The organism is Pseudomonas sp. FG98, from assembly GCF_057808595.1.
On sequence record NZ_JBMDIJ010000032.1, the window covers coordinates 26,913 to 48,806 of the forward strand.

At 66.0% G+C, this 21,894-nt stretch carries 18 protein-coding genes; 11 read left to right on the top strand and 7 right to left on the bottom strand.

What is annotated here, in order from left to right; translation table 11 throughout:
• The first annotated feature begins 40 nt into the window (after window positions 1-40).
• On the top strand, window positions 41-604 hold the full coding sequence (locus tag ACODSK_RS18615) for a TetR/AcrR family transcriptional regulator (protein ID WP_489018101.1): 564 nt from the start codon (window positions 41-43) through the stop codon (window positions 602-604).
• Window positions 605-648: 44 nt separating this feature from the next.
• Window positions 649-2,172 (top strand): FAD-dependent monooxygenase, encoded by a 1,524-nt coding sequence (locus ACODSK_RS18620; protein ID WP_489018102.1) that lies wholly within the window; start codon window positions 649-651, stop codon window positions 2,170-2,172.
• Here the strand turns inward: ACODSK_RS18620 and ACODSK_RS18625 are convergent.
• Complete coding sequence (locus tag ACODSK_RS18625; protein ID WP_489018104.1) at window positions 2,139-3,341, bottom strand: sugar transporter; 1,203 nt, start codon at window positions 3,339-3,341, stop codon at window positions 2,139-2,141. The genes ACODSK_RS18620 and ACODSK_RS18625 overlap by 34 nt on opposite strands.
• Before the next feature lie 372 nt (window positions 3,342-3,713).
• Here ACODSK_RS18625 and ACODSK_RS18630 point away from each other — a divergent pair, with 372 nt between their 5' ends.
• Window positions 3,714-4,406 (top strand): GNAT family N-acetyltransferase, encoded by a 693-nt coding sequence (locus tag ACODSK_RS18630; RefSeq protein WP_489018106.1) that lies wholly within the window; start codon window positions 3,714-3,716, stop codon window positions 4,404-4,406.
• Window positions 4,407-4,581: 175 nt separating this feature from the next.
• On the opposite strand, the gene ACODSK_RS18635 is transcribed toward ACODSK_RS18630, so the two are convergent.
• The 4 genes from ACODSK_RS18635 to ACODSK_RS18650 form a co-directional block, all read right to left on the bottom strand.
• Window positions 4,582-5,556, bottom strand: coding sequence for a Bug family tripartite tricarboxylate transporter substrate binding protein (locus ACODSK_RS18635; protein ID WP_489018108.1), 975 nt, complete (start codon window positions 5,554-5,556; stop codon window positions 4,582-4,584).
• Between the two features lie 26 nt (window positions 5,557-5,582).
• Window positions 5,583-7,085: a tripartite tricarboxylate transporter permease gene (locus ACODSK_RS18640; RefSeq protein WP_489018110.1), complete on the bottom strand. Its 1,503-nt coding sequence runs from the start codon at window positions 7,083-7,085 to the stop codon at window positions 5,583-5,585.
• Window positions 7,086-7,094: 9 nt separating this feature from the next.
• On the bottom strand, window positions 7,095-7,565 hold the full coding sequence (locus ACODSK_RS18645; protein WP_489018112.1) for a tripartite tricarboxylate transporter TctB family protein: 471 nt from the start codon (window positions 7,563-7,565) through the stop codon (window positions 7,095-7,097).
• A 179-nt stretch (window positions 7,566-7,744) separates the two neighbouring features.
• Window positions 7,745-8,815, bottom strand: a complete 1,071-nt coding sequence (locus ACODSK_RS18650; protein ID WP_489018114.1) for an LLM class flavin-dependent oxidoreductase — start codon at window positions 8,813-8,815, stop codon at window positions 7,745-7,747.
• A 256-nt stretch (window positions 8,816-9,071) separates the two neighbouring features.
• On the opposite strand from ACODSK_RS18650, the gene ACODSK_RS18655 reads away from it, so the two are divergent.
• From ACODSK_RS18655 to ACODSK_RS18685, 7 genes are all read left to right on the top strand, one after another.
• Complete coding sequence (locus ACODSK_RS18655) at window positions 9,072-9,680, top strand: cysteine dioxygenase family protein (protein ID WP_489018116.1); 609 nt, start codon at window positions 9,072-9,074, stop codon at window positions 9,678-9,680.
• Window positions 9,677-11,260: a rhodanese-related sulfurtransferase gene (locus tag ACODSK_RS18660; protein WP_489018117.1), complete on the top strand. Its 1,584-nt coding sequence runs from the start codon at window positions 9,677-9,679 to the stop codon at window positions 11,258-11,260. The genes ACODSK_RS18655 and ACODSK_RS18660 overlap by 4 nt, the downstream gene beginning before the upstream one ends.
• A gap of 360 nt (window positions 11,261-11,620) precedes the next feature.
• The gene (locus ACODSK_RS18665; protein ID WP_489018118.1) at window positions 11,621-14,029 is read left to right on the top strand and encodes a TonB-dependent receptor plug domain-containing protein; all 2,409 of its coding nucleotides are present in this window, start codon (window positions 11,621-11,623) and stop codon (window positions 14,027-14,029) included.
• A gap of 170 nt (window positions 14,030-14,199) precedes the next feature.
• Window positions 14,200-15,828, top strand: a complete 1,629-nt coding sequence (locus ACODSK_RS18670; RefSeq protein WP_489018119.1) for an ABC transporter substrate-binding protein — start codon at window positions 14,200-14,202, stop codon at window positions 15,826-15,828.
• The gene (locus ACODSK_RS18675; RefSeq protein ID WP_489018120.1) at window positions 15,825-16,775 is read left to right on the top strand and encodes an ABC transporter permease; all 951 of its coding nucleotides are present in this window, start codon (window positions 15,825-15,827) and stop codon (window positions 16,773-16,775) included. The genes ACODSK_RS18670 and ACODSK_RS18675 overlap by 4 nt, the downstream gene beginning before the upstream one ends.
• 1 nt (window position 16,776) lies before the next feature.
• Window positions 16,777-17,667, top strand: coding sequence for an ABC transporter permease (locus ACODSK_RS18680; RefSeq protein WP_489018121.1), 891 nt, complete (start codon window positions 16,777-16,779; stop codon window positions 17,665-17,667).
• On the top strand, window positions 17,664-19,268 hold the full coding sequence (locus ACODSK_RS18685; protein WP_489018122.1) for a dipeptide ABC transporter ATP-binding protein: 1,605 nt from the start codon (window positions 17,664-17,666) through the stop codon (window positions 19,266-19,268). The genes ACODSK_RS18680 and ACODSK_RS18685 overlap by 4 nt, the downstream gene beginning before the upstream one ends.
• Window positions 19,269-19,427: 159 nt before the next feature.
• Here the strand turns inward: ACODSK_RS18685 and sodC are convergent, their stop codons facing one another.
• Window positions 19,428-19,955: a superoxide dismutase [Cu-Zn] SodC gene (gene sodC, locus ACODSK_RS18690; RefSeq protein ID WP_489018123.1), complete on the bottom strand. Its 528-nt coding sequence runs from the start codon at window positions 19,953-19,955 to the stop codon at window positions 19,428-19,430.
• A gap of 258 nt (window positions 19,956-20,213) precedes the next feature.
• Complete coding sequence (locus tag ACODSK_RS18695) at window positions 20,214-20,699, bottom strand: Lrp/AsnC family transcriptional regulator (RefSeq protein WP_279900147.1); 486 nt, start codon at window positions 20,697-20,699, stop codon at window positions 20,214-20,216.
• Window positions 20,700-20,821: 122 nt separating this feature from the next.
• Here ACODSK_RS18695 and ACODSK_RS18700 point away from each other — a divergent pair, with 122 nt between their 5' ends.
• Window positions 20,822-21,853: a histone deacetylase family protein gene (locus ACODSK_RS18700; RefSeq protein ID WP_489018125.1), complete on the top strand. Its 1,032-nt coding sequence runs from the start codon at window positions 20,822-20,824 to the stop codon at window positions 21,851-21,853.
• Window positions 21,854-21,894: the final 41 nt, after the last annotated feature.

The following is a 21,894-nucleotide window of genomic DNA, read 5'->3' on the forward strand; positions in this document are numbered from 1 at the left end:
GCTATGATCCGCCCCCGGATCACGCAGGAGAAATGCAACCATGGGCCATTCCCAAGCCAGCAAGCAGAGCACCCACGAACGCATCGTCGCCATCGCCGCCGAGCGCTTCTGCGAGCTGGGCCTCGACGGCCTGAGCATTGCCAACCTGATGAAGGAAGCCGGCCTGACCCATGGCGGCTTCTACAAGCATTTCGAATCCCGCGACCAACTGGTGGCGGAAGCACTGGACGCCGCGTTCAAGCGCTCGGAAGACCCGCAGCGCACCCACCGCGCCGACTTCCCGAGCCTGGTCAGCGAGTACCTCAGCCCGGAACACCGCGATGGCGTCGGCAGCGGCTGCGCGGTCGGTGCGCTGGTCAGCGATATCGGCCGGGTCGAAGGCGAGGCCCGCGAGCTGTACACCCGCAAGCTGCGCTCCAACGTCAAGGGCATCGGCCATCTGCTGGGCGGCGACAACGGCGAAAAACGCCAGCAGGCAATCATCGCCTTCAGTGCCATGGTCGGCGCCCTGGGCCTGTCCCGGGCCTGCGCGGATGACGAGCTGTCGCGGGAAATCCTCGCCACAGTACGGGACTTCCTGCTCGACACCTTCAGCGAAGACTGACGCCCACTTCTACACTCTCCTGACAATCATCCGGAGAGCGTGGCATGACTGACACAGAAGTCCTGATCATCGGCGCCGGCCCCACCGGCCTGGTCCTCGCCTTATGGTTGAGCAAGCTGGGCGTGCGCTTGCGCATCGTCGACAAGGCCAGCGGGCCGGGCACCACCTCCCGGGCCCTGGCGGTGCAGGCCCGGACCCTGGAGCTGTATCGCCAGCTGGATCTCGCAGACACTGTGGTCGAGCGCGGCCACCAGGTGCCGGCAGCCAACCTCTGGGTCAGGGGCCAGCGCGCCGCGCACCTGTCGTTGCAGGACATCGGCGCCGGCCAGACGCCCTACCCCTTTCTGGAAATCTACCCCCAGGACGAACACGAGAAACTGCTGATCGAGCGCCTGCAGGGCTTCGGCGTCGAGGTCGAGTGGAACACCGAACTGCTCGACCTGGCCCAGGACGATCAGCAGGCCGTGGCCCGCCTGCGCCTGGCCAAAGGCAGCGAGCAAGAGCACAGCGCAACCTTCGTCGCCGGCTGCGATGGTGCCCGCTCGGCACTGCGCAAAGCGTTGGGCATAGGTTTTCCGGGTGGCACCTACCAGCAGGTGTTCTATGTCGCCGATGTGCAGGCCTCGGGGACTGCCATCGATGGCGAACTGCATGTGGACCTCGACGACGCGGACTTTCTCGCCGTGTTCCCCCTGGCCGGTACCGGCCGCGCGCGGCTGATCGGCACGGTGCGCGACGAGCGCGCGGAACACCCGGAAAACCTGACCTTCGCCGATGTCGGCCAGCGCGCCATCGAACACATGGGCATCCAGGTGGAACAGGTCAACTGGTTCTCCACCTACCGCGTGCACCACCGCGTGGCCCAGCAGTTCCGCCGCCACCGCGCCTTTCTTCTCGGCGATGCCGCCCATGTCCACAGCCCGGCCGGCGGCCAGGGCATGAACACCGGGATCGGCGATGCCATCAACCTGGCCTGGAAACTGGCCAGCGTGCTGCACGGCAAGGCCAGCGAGGAGTTGCTCGACAGCTACGAGGTCGAGCGCAAGGCCTTCGCCGAACGCCTGGTGGCGACCACCGACCAGGTCTTCAACTTCGTCAGCGCCAATGGCCGCATCGCCAACCTGCTGCGCACGCGCCTGGCGCCGGTGCTGTTGTCGCGCCTGGTGGCCATGGCCAAGGTGCGCAGCTTCATGTTCCGCACCGTCTCGCAGACCGCCCTCAACTATCGGCTGATGCCCCTGAGCTTCGGTACCGCCGGGCATGTGCATGGCGGCGATCGCCTGCCTTGGGCACATGATGAAGCGGGGGACAATTTCGCCGAACTGGCACGACCCTGCTGGCAAGTGCATGTCTACGGCCTGGCCAGCAAGGACCTGACCGGCTGGTGCGCGGCGCGCCAGATTCCCTTGCAGGTGTTCGCCTGGAGCCCGGCCCATGAAGCCGCCGGGCTGGCGCGCAATGCCTTCTACCTGATCCGCCCGGACAGCTACGTGGCGCTGGCCGAGTCGTCTTCCTCCACCGCAGCGCTGGAGCGCTACTTCGCCGAACGCTCGCTCAGGCCCTGCTGAACCCCGAAGAAACGCCAGGTGGCGTACAGGCACAGAAGCAATCCGGCCGCCGCCAGTACGCCACCGACCCCGCCGATGTAGGCCAGGCCGACCTGGCTGACGACAATGCTGCCCAGCAGCGCACCGCCGCCGATACCGACGTTGTACAGCCCGGAGAACATGGCCATGGCCACGTCGGTAGCGTCCGACGCCAGGTGCAGCACCTTGGACTGCAAGGCCAGGCTGAAGCACATGATCGCCATGCCCCAGAACGCACTCAGGGCGCACAGCAACCAGGGCACCCCGGCCAGCGGCAGGAGCAACGACAGGCACAGGCCGAGCATGGCGATCGCGGCGATCAGGAAGCCGCGGGGGAAGCGTTCGCTGAAATGGCTGAACAGGAACGAGCCGAAGATCCCCGCACCGCCGAACACCAGCAGCAGGACCGTGGTCATCTCGCTGCTCAGCGCGGCGACTTCCTGGGCGAACGGCTCGATATAGCTGTAGCCGGTGAACTGCGCGGTAATCACCAGCACCACCAGGGCATACACCGACATCAGCGCCGGGCGCTTGAGCAGGATCGGCAGGCTGCGCAGCGAGCCGGAGTTCTGGCTCGGCAGCAGCGGCAGCGAGCGCAGCAACCAGAGCAGGGTCGCCACCGAAACCACGGCAATGCCAAGGAACGTGGTGCGCCAACCCAGCGCCTCGCCCACCACCCGCCCCAGCGGAATGCCCAGCACCATGGCCAGGGTGGTGCCGGTGGCCAGCAGCCCGAGGGCCTTGGCCTGCTTGCCCGGCGGCGCCACACGCACCGCCAGCGACGCGGTGATCGACCAGAACACCGCATGGGCCAGGGCGATTCCGACCCGGCTGACCAGCAACATGCCGAAGCTGGTGGCCATGCTCGACATCACATGGCTGAGGATGAACAGCACGAACAGAAAGCCCAGCAGGCGCCGCCGTTCGATATTGCGGGTCAGCAGCATCATCGGCAGCGAGGTCAGCGACACCACCCAGGCATACACCGTGAGCATCAGCCCGACCTGGGCGCTGGGCATGTCGAAACTGCGCCCGATATCGCTGAGCAGCGCCACCGGCACGAATTCGGTGGTGTTGAAGATGAAGGCGCCCAAGGCCAGGGCGAAGACGCTGAGCCAACTGCCGCTACGGGGTTCGACGGGGCTATTCATGCGGTGGACAAGGCTCCTGAAAGGGACAAATCGCACGCGTGACAAAGGCATCCATGAACCCGGGGTTCGGATGTGCCATGCGGTCGTTGTAGGAATGATGGGCCGGAGTCTACGTGAGCCATCCCCCCGTCGCAAACGCCGGACGGGAGCTTTTTGCCAAACAGGGAAAATCAGGCGCCAGATTCCCGTCAAAATTGCCGATTGCCTCCCGCAGATTTTCATTGCAGCCACAACGCCCGGACTAGAGCGGCAGCAGTACTTTGTACATATTTAGAAACAACTACTCCGCTGGCTTTTTGACGGCATGGCAAATCGCTGCGCTATACATGAAAAAAAGTTCATTTTCTTGACGCAACCTGCCCCGGAGGCTCCATGCGCGCACTGCCTGCCCTACTCGCCCGAATTCGTCGCAAGGGACTGCGCCGCACCTTGGTTACCCTCTGGCAACGCCACGTGTTCTTCCACTGGGAGCTGCTGTGGATGGAGCGCGACCTGGTCACCCCGGTCGGCCCGCTCACCCTCAAGGAGCACCCTCCGGTACGCCTGGTGGCCATCACCGAGACCAACGCCGACGCCTTCGCCCGGCATTTCGGCGACCGTGTCGAAACCATGCGCGAACTGGCCCGGGAGGGGCATACCGGGCATATGTACCTCGACGATGCAGGAGACGCCGTGGCCTTTATCTGGGCCAGCACCCGGGACTATCACGACCGTCACTACTACGGCTGCACCTTCCCGGTGGCGCCGGGGGACTTCTTCGAGTTCGGTGGCGAGATGACCCCGGCGTACTTCGGCAGCCGGCTATCGCTGGATGCCCAGGTCGAACTGTGGCAGGCCATGCATGCACGGGGCTGCACCCGGGTGGTGGATGTGGTCGAGACGCACAACGTGCCGGCGCTGAAACTGCACCTGCGCATGGGCTACCAGGAACAGGGGCGTGTGCTGCATGTGTACGGCCTGTTCGGGCGCTGGAAGCTGTTCCGCGAAAGCTGCTACCAGGGTTCGCGACTGGTGCCGCTGTGCAAGGTGAAGGTGGTGCCGGTGGGCAAGGTGGAGATGGCCTGACAATCCTGTCTGCCTGGGTGAATCCACAGGCCTCATCGCCGGCAAGCCGGCTCCCACAGGGTCATGGGCCGATCATGGGATCTGTGCTCGGCGCCACTCTGTGGGAGCTGGCTTGCCAGCGATGAAGCCGGCAGCCGCGCCACAAAACCCTGGTCAAACCCCGGAGCTGTTCTCATCATTCCAGGGTGATATTCCCCGCCTTGATCACTTCCCCCCAGCGCTTGCCATCCGCCGCGATCAACTCGGCAAACCCGGCTGGCGTGCCCTGCTCCACGCTGATGCCGTTCTGGGCAAAGCGTTCGGCGGTCTGTGGTGATTTGGCGATCACCGCGATCGCCGTGCCGAGCTTCTCCACCAACTCTGGCGCCGCGCCCTTGGGCAGGACGATGCCGAACCAGCCCGAGGCGACGAAGCCCGGCAAGCCCGCTTCGGTGGCACTGGGCACGCCCGGCAGCAGTGGCGAACGCTCGGCGCTGCTGAGCACCAGGCCCTTGAGCTTGCCGGCCTGGATCTGCGGGGCCAGCACGGTGAGGGTATCGACCGCCACATCCACCTCGCCACCCAGCAGCCCCGTGACTGCCGGCGCACTGCCCTTGTACGGCACATGCAGCAGATCAGCGCCGGCCAGGTGCTTGAGCAGTTCGCCAGACAGGTGGCAGAGCGTGCCATTGCCGCACGAGGAATAGCTCAAGGCTCCCGGCCGCGCCTTGGCCTCGGCAATCAGCGCCGGCAGCGAGTCGATCTTGCTCCCAGCCTGCACCGCTACCACGTTGGGCACCGAGGCGACCACCGCCACCGGCACGAAGTCCTTGATCGGGTCGTAGCGCAGGTCCTTCTGCAGGTTGGGCAGGATCGCCAGTTGTCCGGCGGTGGCCAGGGACAGGGTGTAGCCATCCGGTTTGGCCTTGGCCACCGCTTCGGCGGCGATGGCGGTACCGGCGCCGGGCTTGTTGTCCACCACCACCGGCTGGCCGAGGGAGGCAGACAACTGCTCGGCGTAGTAGCGACCGATGGTGTCCGCCGCACCACCGGGCGGGAACGGCACGACCAACGTCACCGGGCGGCTCGGGTAGTTGTCGGCCTGGGCCAGGCCGGTGATGCCCAGGGCCAGGGCGGCCAGGGCAAATCTGAAGGAACGGGCAAGCTTCATGGTGAATTCCTGAATGAGGGGAAAAGTCAGTCTTCGCTGAACGCCACCTGGCGGGTGGCACGCAGCCGTGGCGAGAGCATCAGCAGCACCACCAGCGCGCAGAGGATCAGCAGGGTCAGGCTCAAGGGCCGGGTGAAGAACACCGTGACATCGCCGCGCGACAGCAACATCGCCCGGCGCAGGTTCTCTTCCATCAGCGGTCCGAGCAGATAGCCGAGCAACAGCGGCGCCGGCTCGCAGCGCAGCTTGATGAACAGGTAGCCGAGCAGGCCGAAAGCGACGGTCAGCAGCACGTCGAACAGGCTGTTGTTGACGCTGTACACGCCGATACAGCAGAACAGCAGGATCGATGGGTAAAGCAGGCGATACGGCACCGCCAGCAGGCGCACCCAGATACCTACCAGCGGCAGGTTGAGCACCAGCAGCAACAGGTTGCCGAGCCACATGCTGACGATCAGGCCCCAGAACAGCTCGGGACGCTCGTCGATCACCTGCGGTCCGGGGACGATGCCGTGGATCATCATGGCCCCGGCCATCAGCGCCATCACCGCATTGGACGGCAGGCCCAGCACCAGCATGGGAATAAAGGAGGTCTGCGCCCCGGCATTGTTGGCCGACTCCGGGCCGGCGACGCCCTCGATGGCGCCCAGGCCGAAACGCTCCGGCTGTTTGGCCAGGCGCTTTTCGATCATGTATGAGGCGAACGAGCCGAGCATCGCCCCGCCGCCCGGCAACACACCGAGCAGCGCACCCAGGCCGGTGCCGCGCAGGATCGGTTTCCAGCTGCGCCGGTAGTCGTCCCGAGATGGCATCAGGCTGCCGACCCGCGCCACCTGGGCCTTGCCGGCGTGGTCGCGCTCCAGGTTGGCGATGATCTCGGCAATGCCGAAGATGCCCATGGAAATCACCACGAAGCTGATGCCGTCGCTCAACTCGGGAATGCCGAAGGTAAAGCGCTCGGCCCCGGAATTGACATCGGTGCCCACCAGCCCGAGCAGCAGGCCGAGCAGGGTCATGGCGATGGCCTTGAGCACATCGCCCTGGGCCAGGACGATGGCTGCTACCAGGCCCAGCAGCATCAGTGAAAAGTACTCCGCCGGGCCGAACTTCAGCGCAGCTTCCGCCAGAGGCGTGGCCGCCGCAGCCAGCAGCAGGATCGCCAGGCTGCCGGCGATGAACGAACCGATCGCGGCGATGGCCAGGGCCACTCCCGCCCTGCCCTTGCGCGCCATGGCATGGCCATCGAGGCAGGTCACCACGGAGGACGACTCACCCGGCAGATTGACCAGGATCGCCGTGGTCGAACCGCCGTACTGGGCGCCGTAGTAGATGCCGGAAAGCATGATCAGCGCCGCCGACGGTGTCAGGCCGTAAGTGATCGGCAGCAGCATGGCGATGGTCGCCACCGGTCCCAGTCCGGGCAGCACGCCGACCAGGGTGCCGAGGGTCACGCCGACGAAGCAATACAGCAGGTTGTTCAGGGTAAAGGCCGCTTCCAGGCCAAGCGCCAGGTGATCGAACAGTTCCATGGCGCGCCCTCAGACCGGCCAGGCCGGCAGGTTGAGGCCCAGGCCCCAGGCGAACAGCGCCACGCTGAACAACCCGAGCGCGCAGCCCAGCGCCGTCAGTTCGCCGAGGTGGGCACGGCGCCGGGCCAGGCCGCTGAGCAGGGTCATGAGCAAGGTCGACAGGGCCAGGCCGAGGCTCGGCAGCAACAGGGCGAAGGCCAGCACACTGCCGCCGATGGACAGGCCCGGGCGGACCTGGAACAGCTCGCCCAGGGCCACCCGTTCACGGCACAGGGCCAGGCCGCGAACCAGCAAGGCCGCGCCCAGGCCACACAGCGCCAGGCTGACCAGCCAGGGGAAATAGCCGGCGCCCATGCGCATCGCGGTGCCGCTGGCGTAGTCGCGACCGATCAGCAGGCCGGCGACGCCGAAAGCAAGGAACAGCAGGCCGGCGAGCACTTCGCGGGCATCGAACAGCAGGGTGCGCAGGGGGTGTTGCACGGCAGTCTCCAGGCGCCCGCTGGCAGGCACGGTGGTGGACGATCCGCGCGTGCGGTCTCGTGACGAGGGGTCTTTTTTGGGGCCGCTGTGCGGCTCTTCGCGACGGTTCGGCGCCCCGACAAGCTCGCTCCCACGGATCAAGTGCGTCCCTGTGGACTGCGAAGCAGCCCCAAGGTCTCTTAGGACAGGCGCGCGGCGACCTTGGCCCGGGTCAGCGGCAGCAGCTCGCGGCCATAGTCCTCGGCATCGACCACCGGGTCGAAGCCACGGATGAGGAAGGTCTTTACGCCAAGGTCGTAGTAGGCCAGCAGCGCATCGGCGACCTGCTCCGGAGTACCGACCAGCGCGGTGGAGTTGTGCCCGCCGCCAACCAGCCCGGCGATTCCGGTCCACAGGCGCTCGTCGACGCGATCACCCTTGGCCACGGTGTCGAGCAGGCGCTGGGCGCCGACACTCTGCGGCTTGTTGGCGATCACCGGGCCAGCCCGCTCGATACGCTGGCGGGCGCTGCCGAGGATGGTCTCGGCCTTGGCCCAGGCGGCTTCCTCGGTGTCGGCGATGATCGGCCGGAACGACACGCTGAACTCGATCTCGCGACCATGGCGGGCAGCCTCGGCGCGCACGGCGGCGATGGTCTCGCGGGTCTGCTCCAGCGACTCGCCCCACAGGGCGAAGACATCGGCATGCTTGCCGGCCACCTGCAAGGCGGCTTCGGACGAGCCGCCGAAATACACCGGCAGATGAGGCTTTTGCAGCGGTTTGATCGCCGAGAAGGCGTTCTGCGCCTGGTAGTGAGCGCCCTGGTGATCGAACGGCTGCTCTTCGGTCCAGACCTTGCGCACCACGTCAAGAAACTCATCGGTGCGCGCATAGCGCTGGTCGTGGTCAAGGTGGTCGCCGTCCTTGCGCTGCTCGCCGTCGTTGCCGCCGCTGATCACATGCACGGCCAGGCGGCCATCGAGCAGATGTTCCAGGGTCGCCAGCTTGCGCGCCGCAACGGTGGGGGCGACGAAGCCGGGACGGTGAGCCAAGAGGAAATTGATTTTCGAAGTGGCCAGTCCGGCCAGGGCAGTCACCAGGAAACCGTCCGGCTGATCGGACCAGTAGCCCACCAGGATGCGGTCGAACCCCGCCTCCTCATGGACCTGGGCGAAACGGGTGATGTACGCCTTGTCGAAGATCGGGCCGGTGGCGTCGATGGTTTCCGAGGACAGTCGATGGCCGATCATGCCGATGAATTGAACGCTCATGCTGGATCTCCTTGAAGGCGGAAGGGAAAGACCGCTGGTTATAGAAAGAGGCTTCCCCCAAACGATCGCTTATAATCTAACGATCGCTTCATCCGCTGTGAAATTCTTTTAAGGTATAAGCTAATACAAAAAATAAAGAATAATCTTTTATCTTTAAAATTCTCTTTCCGCATATTAGCTTATGCGGAATTTGAATTTTGAGAATCATCTGGCCGTTGCTAGGGTTCTTGGAAAACCGCAGCCTGAGCCTTCAACCATGACCCAACCGCTACGTCTCGACCGCCTGCGCCAGTTCATCGGCGACCTGGCCGAACTGCTGGACAACGAGAACGAAGAAGCCGCCATCCTCGACCGCGGGCAGAACCTGCTGCAGCAACTGGTAGCCCATGACGACTGGCTGCCGGACGAACTGGCCCAACCCAGCCCCGAGCGCTACCAGCAGTTCCTCCTGCATGCCGACTCGCGCCAGCGCTTCTCGGTGGTGAGCTTCGTCTGGGGCCCCGGGCAGCGCACGCCGATCCACGATCACCGGGTCTGGGGGCTGATCGGCATGCTGCGTGGTGCCGAGTATTCCCAGGGTTTCGCCCGCACCGAGAGCGGTGCCTTGATTCCTGCCGGTGACGCCGTGCGCCTCGCCCCTGGCCAGGTCGAAGCGGTGTCGCCGCGCATCGGCGATATCCACGAAGTACGCAATGCCCACGACGACCAGGTGTCGATCAGCATCCACGTTTATGGCGCCAACATCGGCGCGGTAAAACGCGCCGTCTACCTCGCCGACGGTAGCGAGAAACCCTTTATTTCCGGCTATTCCAACACCCGCTTGCCCAATATCTGGGACCTGTCCAAAGAGAACCCCGCCCCATGAGTACCGTGCCTACCCGCTCCTACGCCGAGCTGCGCCAGCACCTGCTGGCCAAGGATGAACTGGCCCTGATCGATGTGCGCGAAGAAGCGCCCTTCGCCCTGGAGCATCCGCTGTTCGCCGCCAACATTCCCCTGTCGAAACTGGAAATCGAGATCTACGCCCGGGTGCCGCGGCGCGATACCGCGGTCACCGTCTATGACGATGGCGAGGGCCTCGCCGCGCTGGCCGCCGAGCGCCTGCGCGCCCTTGGCTACAGCGACGTGGCCCTGCTCGAAGGCGGCCTGGCCGGCTGGCGCGAAGCCGGTGGCGAGCTGTTCCGCGACGTCAACGTGCCGAGCAAGGCCTTTGGCGAGCTGGTCGAGGCCAAGCGTCATACGCCATCGCTGGCTGCCGAGGAAGTCCAGCAACTGCTGGATGACAAGGCCGACGTGGTGGTGCTCGATGCCCGCCGTTTCGACGAGTACCAGACCATGAGCATTCCCGGCGGCATCAGCGTGCCGGGTGCCGAACTGGTGCTGCGGGTGGCCGAGCTGGCACCGGATCCGCAGACCCGGGTCATCGTCAACTGCGCCGGGCGTACCCGCAGCATCATCGGCACCCAATCGCTGGTGAATGCCGGCATCCCCAACCCGGTGTCGGCCCTGCGCAACGGCACCATCGGCTGGACCCTGGCCGGGCAGCAACTGGCCCACGGCCAGGCGCAGCGCTTTGCCGAAGTCAGCAACGAGACCCGCGACAACGCCGCCGAGCGTGCCCGCGCGGTGGCCGACAAGGCCGGCGTGGCGCGGATCTCCAAGGATGACCTGGCGATCTGGCAAGCCGAATCCCAGCGCACCACCTACCTGTTCGATGTGCGCACGCCGGAGGAATACGCCAAGGGTCACCTCCCGGGCAGTCGCTCCACCCCGGGCGGCCAACTGGTCCAGGAAACCGACCACAACGCCAGCGTGCGTGGCGCGCGCATCGTGCTGGTGGACGACGATGGCGTGCGGGCCAACATGAGCGGGTCCTGGCTGGCGCAGATGGGCTGGCAGGTAGCAGTGCTGGATGGCCTGGACTCCGCTGACTTCAGTGAAACCGGCGACTGGCAGGCACCGCTGCCGGAGCTGCCGCAACCGCCATCGATCCAGGGCGAGCAGTTGCAGCAGTGGCTGGAGGCCGGCGACACCGTGCTGCTCGACTTCACCACCAGCGCCAACTACGTGCAGCGGCATATCCCCGGCGCGCACTGGGCGATCCGCGCGCAACTGGCCCAGGCTCTGGAACAGTTGCCGGTGGCGGAGCGCTACGTTGTGACCTGCGGCAGCAGCCTGCTGGCGCGCTTTGCCGCCGTCGACCTGCAGGCGCTGACGCGCAAGCCGGTGTTCCTGCTGGAAGGTGGGACCGGGCGCTGGATCGCCGAGGACCGTGCACTGGAACATGGCGAGACGCACCTGGCGGTGCCGCGCAGCGACCGTTATCGCCGGCCGTATGAAGGCACCGACAATCCGCGGGAGGCGATGCAAGGCTATCTGGACTGGGAGTTCGGGTTGGTGGAGCAGTTGGGTCGGGATGGTACCCATGGGTTCTTCGTGATCTGACACAGCACTCTTTCTCAAACCCCAACAATCACTGTGGGAGCTGGCTTGCCAGCGATGAGGCCAGCAGGAACAACCTTTGTTGCTCTGTCGGGCCCTATCGCTGGCAAGCCAGCTCCCACAGGTTTTTCCATCAGCCTGACGAGTGCATTTCAGACCCAGCAATAAATAAATTTTAAGCATATTGATAAAGATCAATAATTCCTCAAAAGAATAATATTGATATTCCAATAAAGAATTTCCACTCCGATTCTTATAAAAATAAGATCAATACCAGACGATCTCGTCACCCCTTCAAGACCCCAGGCGATCCACCTGCACCCGCACCCAGGGCCAGTGCCAGCTTCGATGGACCAAGCCCGCATGCCCCAGCATTTCCCTTTCAGCGCCCTGACCGCCGCCCTGCTCCTGGCCAGCCTCGCCCCCGCTACCCAGGCCGCCAGCAACGACACCCACCTGGACACCGTGACCGTGATCTCCACCGGTATCCGCGGCCAGGAACGTACCGTGGCCGACAGCCCGGCGCCGATCGATGTGATCAATAGCGAGCAACTGCTCAAGACCGGCCGTGCCGAACTGTCGGAAGCCATCTCGCGGCTGCTGCCATCGTTCAACTTCGGCACCAATATCGCCGGCTACAACTCGGTCACTCGCCCCCTGAGCAACCGTAGCCTGGGCCCGGCCTACACCCTGGTGCTGGTCAACGGCAAACGTCGGCACAACGGCGCCGTCGGCCAGCGCGGCAATATCGACAACAGCGGCGCCAACGCGGTGGACATCGACCTGATCCCGGTCAGCGCCGTCGACCATATCGAAGTGCTCAAGGACAGCGCCGCCGCCCAGTACGGCTCGGACGCGGTGGCCGGGGTGATCAACATCATCCTCAAGTCCAGCGCCTCCGGCGGCCATGTCGAGAGCAGCTACGGCAAGCTCTACTCCGGCCAGGGCGAGACCCTCAAGCTGGCCGGCGACCAGGGCTTCAAGCTCGGTGAAAGCGGCTTCCTGCACCTGTCCGCCGATGCCCGCAAGCGCGGCACCGCCGCCTGGAACGACAAGGCCGACAGCAGCGTGCGTGCCTTCAGCGACCCGGCCAAGCAGGCCGCCTGGGACCGCGTGGCAATCAAGAACGGCGACCCGGAACTGAAAGCCTTCAACCTCGCCTACAACGCCGAGCTGCCGCTGGACGCCCTGACCCTCTACTCCTACGCCACCTACGGCGAACGCGAGGCCGAGGCCTACAACTACTTCCGCCTGCCCACCGGCACCGCCGCCGTGCCCGAGCTGTTCCCCGACGGCTACTACCCGCTGAACAACATCAAGGACCGCGACTACCAGTTCCTCTTCGGCGGCAAGGGCGAGCGCGCCGACTGGCACTGGGACCTGAGCACCACCTACGGGCGCAACAACATCCACCATTACAGCGACTTCAACATCAACCCGTCGCTGGGTACCGCGACCCCGACCAAATTCGACAACCTGGCGACCTTCCGCTTCGAGCAGTGGGTCAACAACTTCGACCTGACCCGCCGCTACGACAGCCTGTTCGGCCTGACCTCGCCGGTGCAGGTGTCGGCCGGCCTGGAACACCGCTGGGAGCGCTTCAGTACCTTCGCCGGCGACCCCGAGGCCTACATCACCGGCAGCTACCCCGCCGCGTCCGGGGCCCAGGCCGCAGTGACCCTGCGCCCGGAAGACGAAGTCAGCCTGATCCGCAACAACTACGCGGCCTACCTCGACCTCGGCTTCGACCTGACCGAACGCTGGTTCCTCGATCTGGCCGGGCGCGTCGAGCACTACGACGACGATTCCGGCAACACCTTCGGACTCAAGCTCAACTCGCGCTATGAACTGACCGACCAGGTCGCCGTGCGCGGCACCGTCGGCACCGGCTTCCGCGCGCCGTCGCTGACCCAGATCGGCTACACCGTGGCCGACAACCGCGTGGCCACCGACGTCAACGGCAACGTGGTCCCGGCGGTGACCCGCCTGACCCCGTCCGACAGCAGCCTGGCCGCGGCCCTCGGCGGCGACAAGCTGAAGCCGGAGAAATCGCGCAACCTCGGCCTTGGCCTGACCTGGCAACCGGCGCCGCGCACCAGCCTTACCGCCGACGCCTACCTGATCGACATCGACGACCGCATCACCCTGACCAGCAACATCTACGACCAGGGCAATGGCGTCATCACCTCGATCCTGCAAAGCCAGGGCGTCGCCCCCGGGACCTGGGTCAACTACTACACCAACGCCTACGACACCCGTACCAAAGGCCTGGACATCGTCGCCGACCACAGCACCGATTTCGGCGCCTGGGGCGACGTGCGCTGGAGCCTGGCGTTCAACTGGAACAAGACCAGCATCGAGGACGTGCGCGATACCCCGGCGTCCCTGGCCGGCTCCGGCGTGACCCTGGTCGGCCGCGACCGCGAGGGCGACCTGACCGTGGCCAGCCCGCGGACCAAGTGGATCCTCGGCGCCAACTGGAAGGTCGACGATTGGGCGGTGAACCTGCAGACCACCCGCTACGGCAGCGTCAAGACCCTGGCCGTCAACCCCAGCGGCGACCGCAGCTTCAACGCGCGCTGGATCACCGACCTGGACGTTGCCTACACCTTTTTCGACCAACTCACCATCAGCGTCGGCGCCACCAACCTGTTCGACGTGCGCCCGTCGCGCAACGCGGTGTACAGCTCGCTGGGCCTGGCGCCCTACGGCAACCCGCCGTTCCACCCTGGTGGCGGCTACTGGTACAGCAAGATCGCCTACGACTTCTGATCCAAGAGACAACAAAGGTTGAGAGCGCAACGCGAATCCTGTGGGAGCTGGCTTGCCAGCGATTGCGGTACTGAATTCACCGACGTCATCGCTGGCAAGCCAGCTCCCACAGGGTCCGCGTCACCTTTGACCGAGATATGAAGATACCCATGCTTCGAGGAGGAACGCCCATGAGACTGCAACGAACCCTGGCCAGCGCGGCCATCCTGCTGGCCCTGGGCCTGACCCTGCCGGGCTGCTCGCCCTCGCAACCGGACGCCCAGGCGGCCAGCACGCTGAAGATCGCCTTCTTCAGCGACAACACCCAACTGGTCAGCATCGACCCCTTCCAGGTCTACTGGATCGAGCACCGCGTGGTCCTGCGCAACGTGGTCGAAGCGCTGACCGACCAGGACCCGCAGACCGGCCAGATCATCCCCTGGCTGGCCGAACGCTGGGAGATCAGCCCGGACGCCCGCGAATACACCTTCCATCTGCGCAAGGACGTGACCTTCAGCAACGGCGAGGCCTTCGACGCCCAGGCGGTGAAAACCGCCTTCGACAGCAACAAGGCCTTCGCCGCCGAGCTGCCGAGCACCTTCGGCGCCACCTACCTGGCCGGCTACGACCACGCCGAGATCCTCGACCCGCACACCATCAAGCTGGTGCTGAGCAAGCCCAACGCCGGCTTCCTCCAGGCCACCTCGACCACCAACCTGTCGATCCTCGCTCCCGAGTCCTATCGCAAGAGCGCCAAGGAGCGTTCCCTCGGCGCGGTGATCGGCAGCGGGCCGTTCAAGATCGAGCACTACACCCCGGAAAGCGGCCTCAAGCTGGTCCGCCGCGAAGGCTACCGCTGGGCGTCGGCCAACGTGCAGAACAAGGGTGACGCGCACCTGTCGACCATCGAGGTCAGCTATGTGCCCGAGGAAAGCGTGCGCAACGGCCTGTTCCTGCAAGGCAAGGTGGACATCCTCTGGCCACGGGTGCCGTTCTCCGAGGTCGACCTGCAACTGCTGCAGCGCAACGACGCCACTATCCAGAGCCGCTCCCTGCCCGGCCCGGCGTGGAACCTCTACCCCAACACCCGCAACGAACGCATCCTCGCCGACCAGCAGGTGCGCCTGGCCGTGCAGAAAGCCATCGACCGCAAGAGCTACGCCAGCACCGTGTACAACGAGGCGTTCCCGGTGGTCGACGGCGTCTACGACGTGACCACCCCGTACTTCCGCAGCCAGGGCACCAAGCTCGCCTATGACCCGCAGGGTGCGGCGAAGCTGCTCGACGATGCCGGCTGGACCCTCGGTGCGGACAACTACCGCTACAAGGACGGCAAGCGCCTGAGCCTGGTGTACAACCTGGCCGGCAAGGAAACCCCCGGCGACGTGCTGATCCAGGACCAGCTGCGCAAGCTCGGCATCGAACTCAAGCTCAAGGTGCAGACCACCGCCGAGTGGGCCGCGGCCAACGCCGCCGGCAACTACGACCTGACCTTCACCTACATGACCCGCGCCGATCCGATCATCCTGCAGACCGTCCTCGATCCGCGCAGCGCCAACAGCTCGACCCTGGCCACCAACACCTACGCCCCGGCCGTGCTGCCCCTGGCCCAGAACCTGTTCGACGCCGGCCTCACCGCCACCACCCCCGAGCAGCGGGCCCAGGCCTACGGCCAGTTGCAGGACCTGCTGATCGACCAGGGCTCGGCGATCCCGGTGTACGAGCGGGTCTGGCAGGCGGCGACTTCCAAGCGCGTGCAGAACTTCCGCTGGAGCGCCGAGGGCTTCGCCTTCCTCAATGACATCGAGGTCAAGCCATGAGCCGCTACCTGCTCGGCCGCATCGCCCAGGCCGCGCTGGTGCTCTGGGGCGCCTACAGCATCACCTACCTGATCCTCTACCTGCTGCCGGGGGACCCGCTGAGCATCATGCTCAGCGCCTCGGGCATGGAGATCGATGCGCTGTCGCCGGAGCAACTGGCCAAGGCCAGGGCCTTCTATGGCCTGGACCAGGGCCTGCTGGAGCGCTACGTCAACCTGCTGCTCGGCGTGCTGCAGGGCGACCTCGGCCAGTCCCTGACCCTCAATCGCCCGGTCACCGAGATCCTCGCCGAGCGCCTGCCGCAGACCCTGGCCCTGGCCGGCCTGGCCATCGTCCTGTCGCTGATCGGCGGGGTCGGCCTGGCCTACCTCGCCGCCTATGTGCGCTGGCAGCCGCTCAAGGTATTCCTCGCCCGCCTGCCGGCGCTGGGCTTCTCGGTGCCGGTGTTCTGGATGGGCCTGCTGCTGATCCAGGTCTTCGCCTTCGGCCTGGGCTGGTTCCCGGCCACCGGCAGCGTCGGCTTCGAAAGCCTGGTGCTGCCGGCGGTGACCCTGGCCATTCCCAGCGCGGCGGTGTACGCCCAGGTGCTGCAACGGGGCTTTATCGATGTCTGGCGCGAACCCTATATCACCACCGCCTTCGCCAAGGGCCTGAGCCGCGCCCAGGTCCAGGCCCGCCACGGCCTGCGCAATGCCGCCCTGCCGCTGCTGACCCTGATCGGCCTGCAGGTGGGCAACACGGTGTCCGGCGCGGTGCTGGTGGAAACCATCTTCGCCCGCAACGGCGTCGGCCGCCTGGTCCAGGAAGCGGTACTGCGCCAGGACATCCCGCTGGTGCTGGCGGTGGTCACGGTGTCCGCCGCCGCCTTCGTGCTGGTCAACCTGCTGGTGGACCTGCTCTACCCCATCCTCGACCCGCGCATCACCCATGCGCCCAAGGTGACCTGAGATGACCGTCCTGCAACGTCTGATTCCCGTGGCCGGCGACGCCGCGCCATGGCGCCCGCGGCGGCGCCTGCAACGCCTGTTCGACCAGGCCGGCCCCTTGCTGCGTCGGCCGGGGTTCGTGGTGGCACTGATCCTGGTGCTGTTCACCCTGGTCGCCGCACTGGCGCCGTGGCTGTTCACCCAGGTCGATCCCTATGCGACCCAGCCTTCGGCCAAGCTGCTGCCGCCCAGCGCGCTGCACTGGTTCGGCACCGACGAGTTGGGGCGCGACCTGTACACCCGGGTGCTGTATGGCGCGCGCCTGTCGGTGGAGGCAGCGCTGCTGGCGGTGGGCCTGGCGCTGCTCAGCGGCCTCGGCCTGGGCATCGTCTCGGGCTTTATCGGCGGCCGGGTCGATGCCGTGATCATGCGCATCGTCGATGTGCTGCTGGCGCTGCCGGGCCTGCTGCTGGCCTTGGCCATCGTCACTGCCATCGGCTTCGGCACCATCCCCGTGGCCATCGCCGTGGGCGTCGGCATCATTCCCGGCTTCGCCCGCACCACCCGCGCCGAAGTGCTGCGGATCAAGACCCTGCCCTATGTCGAGGCGGCGCGTCTCGGCGGCGCGAGCTGGACCAGCACCCTGCTGCGCCATGTGCTGCCCAATGCCTGGGGCCCGGTGGCGGTGCTCGCCACCCTGGATATCGGTGCGGCGATCCTCGCCACTGCCGGCCTCAGTTTCCTCGGTTTCGGCGCCGAGCCGCCGGCGGCGGAATGGGGCACCCTGATCGCCAATGGCCGCCACTTCCTCATCACCGCGCCCTGGGTTTCGCTGCTGCCGGGGCTGTTCCTGGTGCTGGTGGTGTTCAGCCTCAACCATATCGCCCGCACCTTCGAGGAGATCCAGCGATGAGCCACCTGATCGATGTGCAGGACCTGCGGGTCAGCTACCACAGTGGCGGCCGGGTCACCGAGGCGGTGCGCGGAGTGAGTTTTCACCTGCAGCCGGGCGAGACCCTGGCCATCGTCGGTGAGTCCGGCTCGGGCAAAACCACCGTCGCCAGCGCCCTGCTCGGCCTGCTGCCGACCACCGCGCGGATCGATGGCGGACGCCTGGCGGTCGCCGGCCAGGACATCAGCCATGCCAGCGAGCGCAGCAAGCAGCGCCTGCGCGGGCGGGTGGTCGGGCTGGTGCCGCAAGACCCGATGGTCAGCCTCAACCCGACCCTGAGCATCGGCAAGCAGATCGGCGAAAGCCTGCTGCTGCGCCATGGCAAGCGCTATCCGGGGCTGGATGCCGATGTGCTGGAACTGCTGGAGCAAGTCGGCATCGACAACCCGGCCCTGCGCGCCGGGCAGTATCCCCACGAGCTGTCCGGCGGCATGCGCCAGCGGGTGCTGATCGCCATCGCCCTGGCCGGCGAGCCGCAGCTGATCATCGCCGACGAGCCCACCAGCGCCCTGGACGTGACGGTGCAAAAGCGCATCCTCGATCACCTGGAACAACTGGTCAGGGCACGGGGCATCGCCCTGGTGATCATCACCCACGACCTCGGCGTCGCCGCCGACCGCGCCGACCGGGTGCTGGTGATGCGCCAGGGCGAGGTGGTGGAAAGTGGTATCGCCCGGGAGGTGTTCTCCGCGCCGAGCCACGCCTACACCCGTGATCTGCTGGCCGCTGCGCCGGCGTTCGGTGCCACCCCGAAACCGGTACCTGTGGAAACACGCGGAGCCGCGCCACTGCTGGAGTTCGACGCTGTCGGCAAGCGTTTCGCACTGCCTCGCGGCCAGCATTTCCAGGCCTTGCAGGACCTCAGCCTGGCGGTCTATCCGGGGCAGACCCTGGCCATCGTCGGCGAATCCGGATCGGGCAAAAGCACCAGCCTGCGCATCGCCCTCGGCCTGGAACAGCCCAGCAGCGGCCGGGTGCGCTTTGCCGGGCAGGAAATCGGCGGGCTGGGCTGGAAGCAGTTCAGGCCGCTGCGCCAGCGCATGCAACTGGTGCAGCAGAATCCCTTCGCCGCGCTCGACCCGCGGTTCAGCGTGTACCAGAGCGTGGTCGAACCACTGGTGTCCTTCGGTCTGCTCAAGGGGCGCGAACTGGAACAGGCGGCGCGCCAATTGATGGAGCAGGTGCAGTTGCCAGCCAGCTACCTCGACCGCCTGCCGCGGGAATTGTCCGGTGGGCAGCGCCAGCGGGTCGCCATCGCCCGGGCTTTGGCGCTAAAGCCGGACCTGTTGCTGCTGGATGAGCCGGTGTCGGCGCTGGATGTCTCGGTGCAGGCGCAGATCCTTGACCTGCTGCGCGAGTTGCAGGCTGAGCTGGGCGTGGCTTACGTGCTGGTGTCCCACGACCTGGCGGTGGTCGCCAGCCTGGCGCACCAGGTGGTGGTGCTCAAGCAGGGACAAGTGGTGGAACAAGGAGAAGCGCGGCAGGTGCTGGAGCAGCCGCGGGAGCGCTACACCCGGGAGTTGCTGGAGGCGGTGCCGGGGAGACGGCTGGCAGTGGCCTGACTTTTCTACTGTTCTTTCGGGCCTCATCGCTGGCAAGCCAGCTCCCACAAGTTCAGCTGTGCTTGCGGTCCTTGTGGGAGCTGGCTTGCCAGCGATGAGGCCCCGGAATCCAATAAAAATCCCGGCCAATGGACCGGGATTTTCATGTTCAAGCGCTATTTACTTGATAACCCCACAAGCAAACCGCGCCGCCCCGCCACCCAGCGGCGCCGGGTGATCCGCATGGTTGTCGCCACCGGCATGGATCATCAGGGCATGGCCCTTCAGCTCATCGAGCTTCTTGATCTTCGGCGCCAGCAGCGGCTGCGCGGCCTTGCCGTCGGCGGTGACGATCAGCGCCGGCAGGTCGCCCATATGGCCGCCGTCATCCCACGGGAAGCTGTGCTTGCCGGTGTTCTTCGGATCCCAGTGACCGCCGGCACCACCGGCAGGAACCGGCTTGCTGTCGGCCTCGGTCGGTGCGCAGCTGGGATTGGCGTGTACATGGAAACCATGCACACCTGGCGCCACGCCGCTCAGCTCGGGGGTGAACACCGCACCATAGGGGCTCTCGGTGATGGTCACGAAGCCGACGCTCTTGCCCTCGCCCTGGGCGGTGGCTTCCTTGAGTTCGACCTTGATCGAGTCAGCGGCCTGCACCGCGGCGCTGGCACACAGGGCGACTGAGAGAGCAATCCACTTTTTCATTGGGCACATTCCTTATTTCATTGCAGAAAAAACGCTTGGGCAGCTTAGACAAAAACGGGGGCGGAGTTCGAATGAAAATCACTCCGGGCAACATCAGGCAACAGCTCTGGGGTGAAGGTTCCCGCTTGCCGATGCACCGCGGGACCTGTGGGAGCTGGCTTGCCAGCGATGAGGTCAGATCGGACAAAATCGTTGCCACTGCCGGCCCTATCGCTGGCAAGCCAGCTCCCACAGGGGCCCTGAGCAGCCTCCGGGATCTCACTCCGGTACCGGCAGCCGTGTCACTGCCTTCACCTCGCGCAACGACAGGCTCGACTGGATCGAGGCAATCCCCGGCTGGCGGCGCAGCACGTCCTCGACAAAACGCCCGTAGCTTTCCAGGTCGGTGGCCACCACCGTCAGCACGTAGTCCGCCTCGCCCGTGACCTTGTGACACGACAGCACCTGGGGCAGCGCCTTGATCGCCCGTTCGAACTGGTCCGGGGCGTTGTCGGAGACATTGCCGAAGCGCACCTGGGCGAAGGCCATGACGTCGTAGCCCAATTTGCGCCGGTCCAGGTTGGCCTGGTAATCGCGGATGATGCCCAGGTCCTCCAGGCGCTTGCGCCGCCGCCAGCATGGCGTGACCGACATCGACAGGCGCTCGCCCAGGGCCGCGCTGGACAGGGTGCCGTCCTCCTGCAACAGGCCCAGCAAGGTACGGTCGACACCGTCCAGCGAATCGAAAGAACTGTCTTTGCTCATGAAACCCACCTGGCGGAATGAATTTGCTCACTTAAGCCGATTCAACGGAAATAAAGCAAAACAATTTTCCTGACCCAGGGAGAAAATCTTCTTCACAACAACACCGCGAAGAGGACTCCCCCGTGCTGACCGTTTTCAGTTCCAGCCACCGCCTGCACCATGGCACCGAGCTCAAGGACGGCGCGCTGACGCCCTCCTTCGAAAAACCGCAACGGGCCGAAACGGTCCTGGCCCGGGTGCGCAGCAGCGGCCTGGGTGAAGTGATCGGCGAGCAGCGGCATGACCGCGCCTGCTATGTCGCCGCCCATAGCGAGCGCTATGTGAGCTTCCTGGAAAACGCCTGGAGCGAGTGGTCCGCCACCGGCAAGACCCACGATGCCCTGCCCCTGGTCTGGCCGGTGCGCGACCTGGCCAGCGCCCCCGAGCCCGGTTTCATCGACGGCAAGCTCGGCTTCTATGCCATGGACGCCGGCTCGCCGATCACCGCCGGCACCTGGGAGGCGGTGCGCGCCAGCGCCGATGTGGCGCTGACCGCGATGGACCAGGTGCTCGCCGGGCATCACGCCGCCTTCGCCCTGTGCCGCCCACCAGGACACCACGCCGCCCGCGAGTACATGGGCGGCTATTGCTACCTGAACAACGCCGCCATCGCCGCCGAACGCTGCCTGGCCCAGGGCTCGCGGCGGGTAGCGATCCTCGACGTGGACTTCCACCACGGTAACGGCACGCAGAACATCTTCTACGACCGCGCCGACGTATTCTTCGCCTCGATCCACGGTGATCCCCATGTGTCCTACCCGTACTTCTCCGGTTATGCCGAGGAAACCGGGATCGGCGCCGGCGAAGGCTGCAACGCCAACTACCCGCTGGCCCGCGGCACGACGTGGAGCCGCTTCAGCGAAGCCCTCGACCATGCCCTGGCGCGCATCGTCGCCTATCGCCCCGAGCAACTGATCATCTCCCTCGGCGTCGACACCTTCGAAGACGACCCGATCAGCCATTTCCGCCTGACCAGCGAGGACTTCCTGCGCCTGGGCCAACGCATCGCCAGCGCCGGGCTGCCGACCCTGTTCGTGATGGAGGGCGGCTACATGGTCGACGAGATCGGCATCAACGCGGTGAACACCCTGCAAGGCTTCGAAGCCAACACCTGAAACCCCGCCCCGCCCGCCTTGGCGGGGCTTTCCAGCGATCC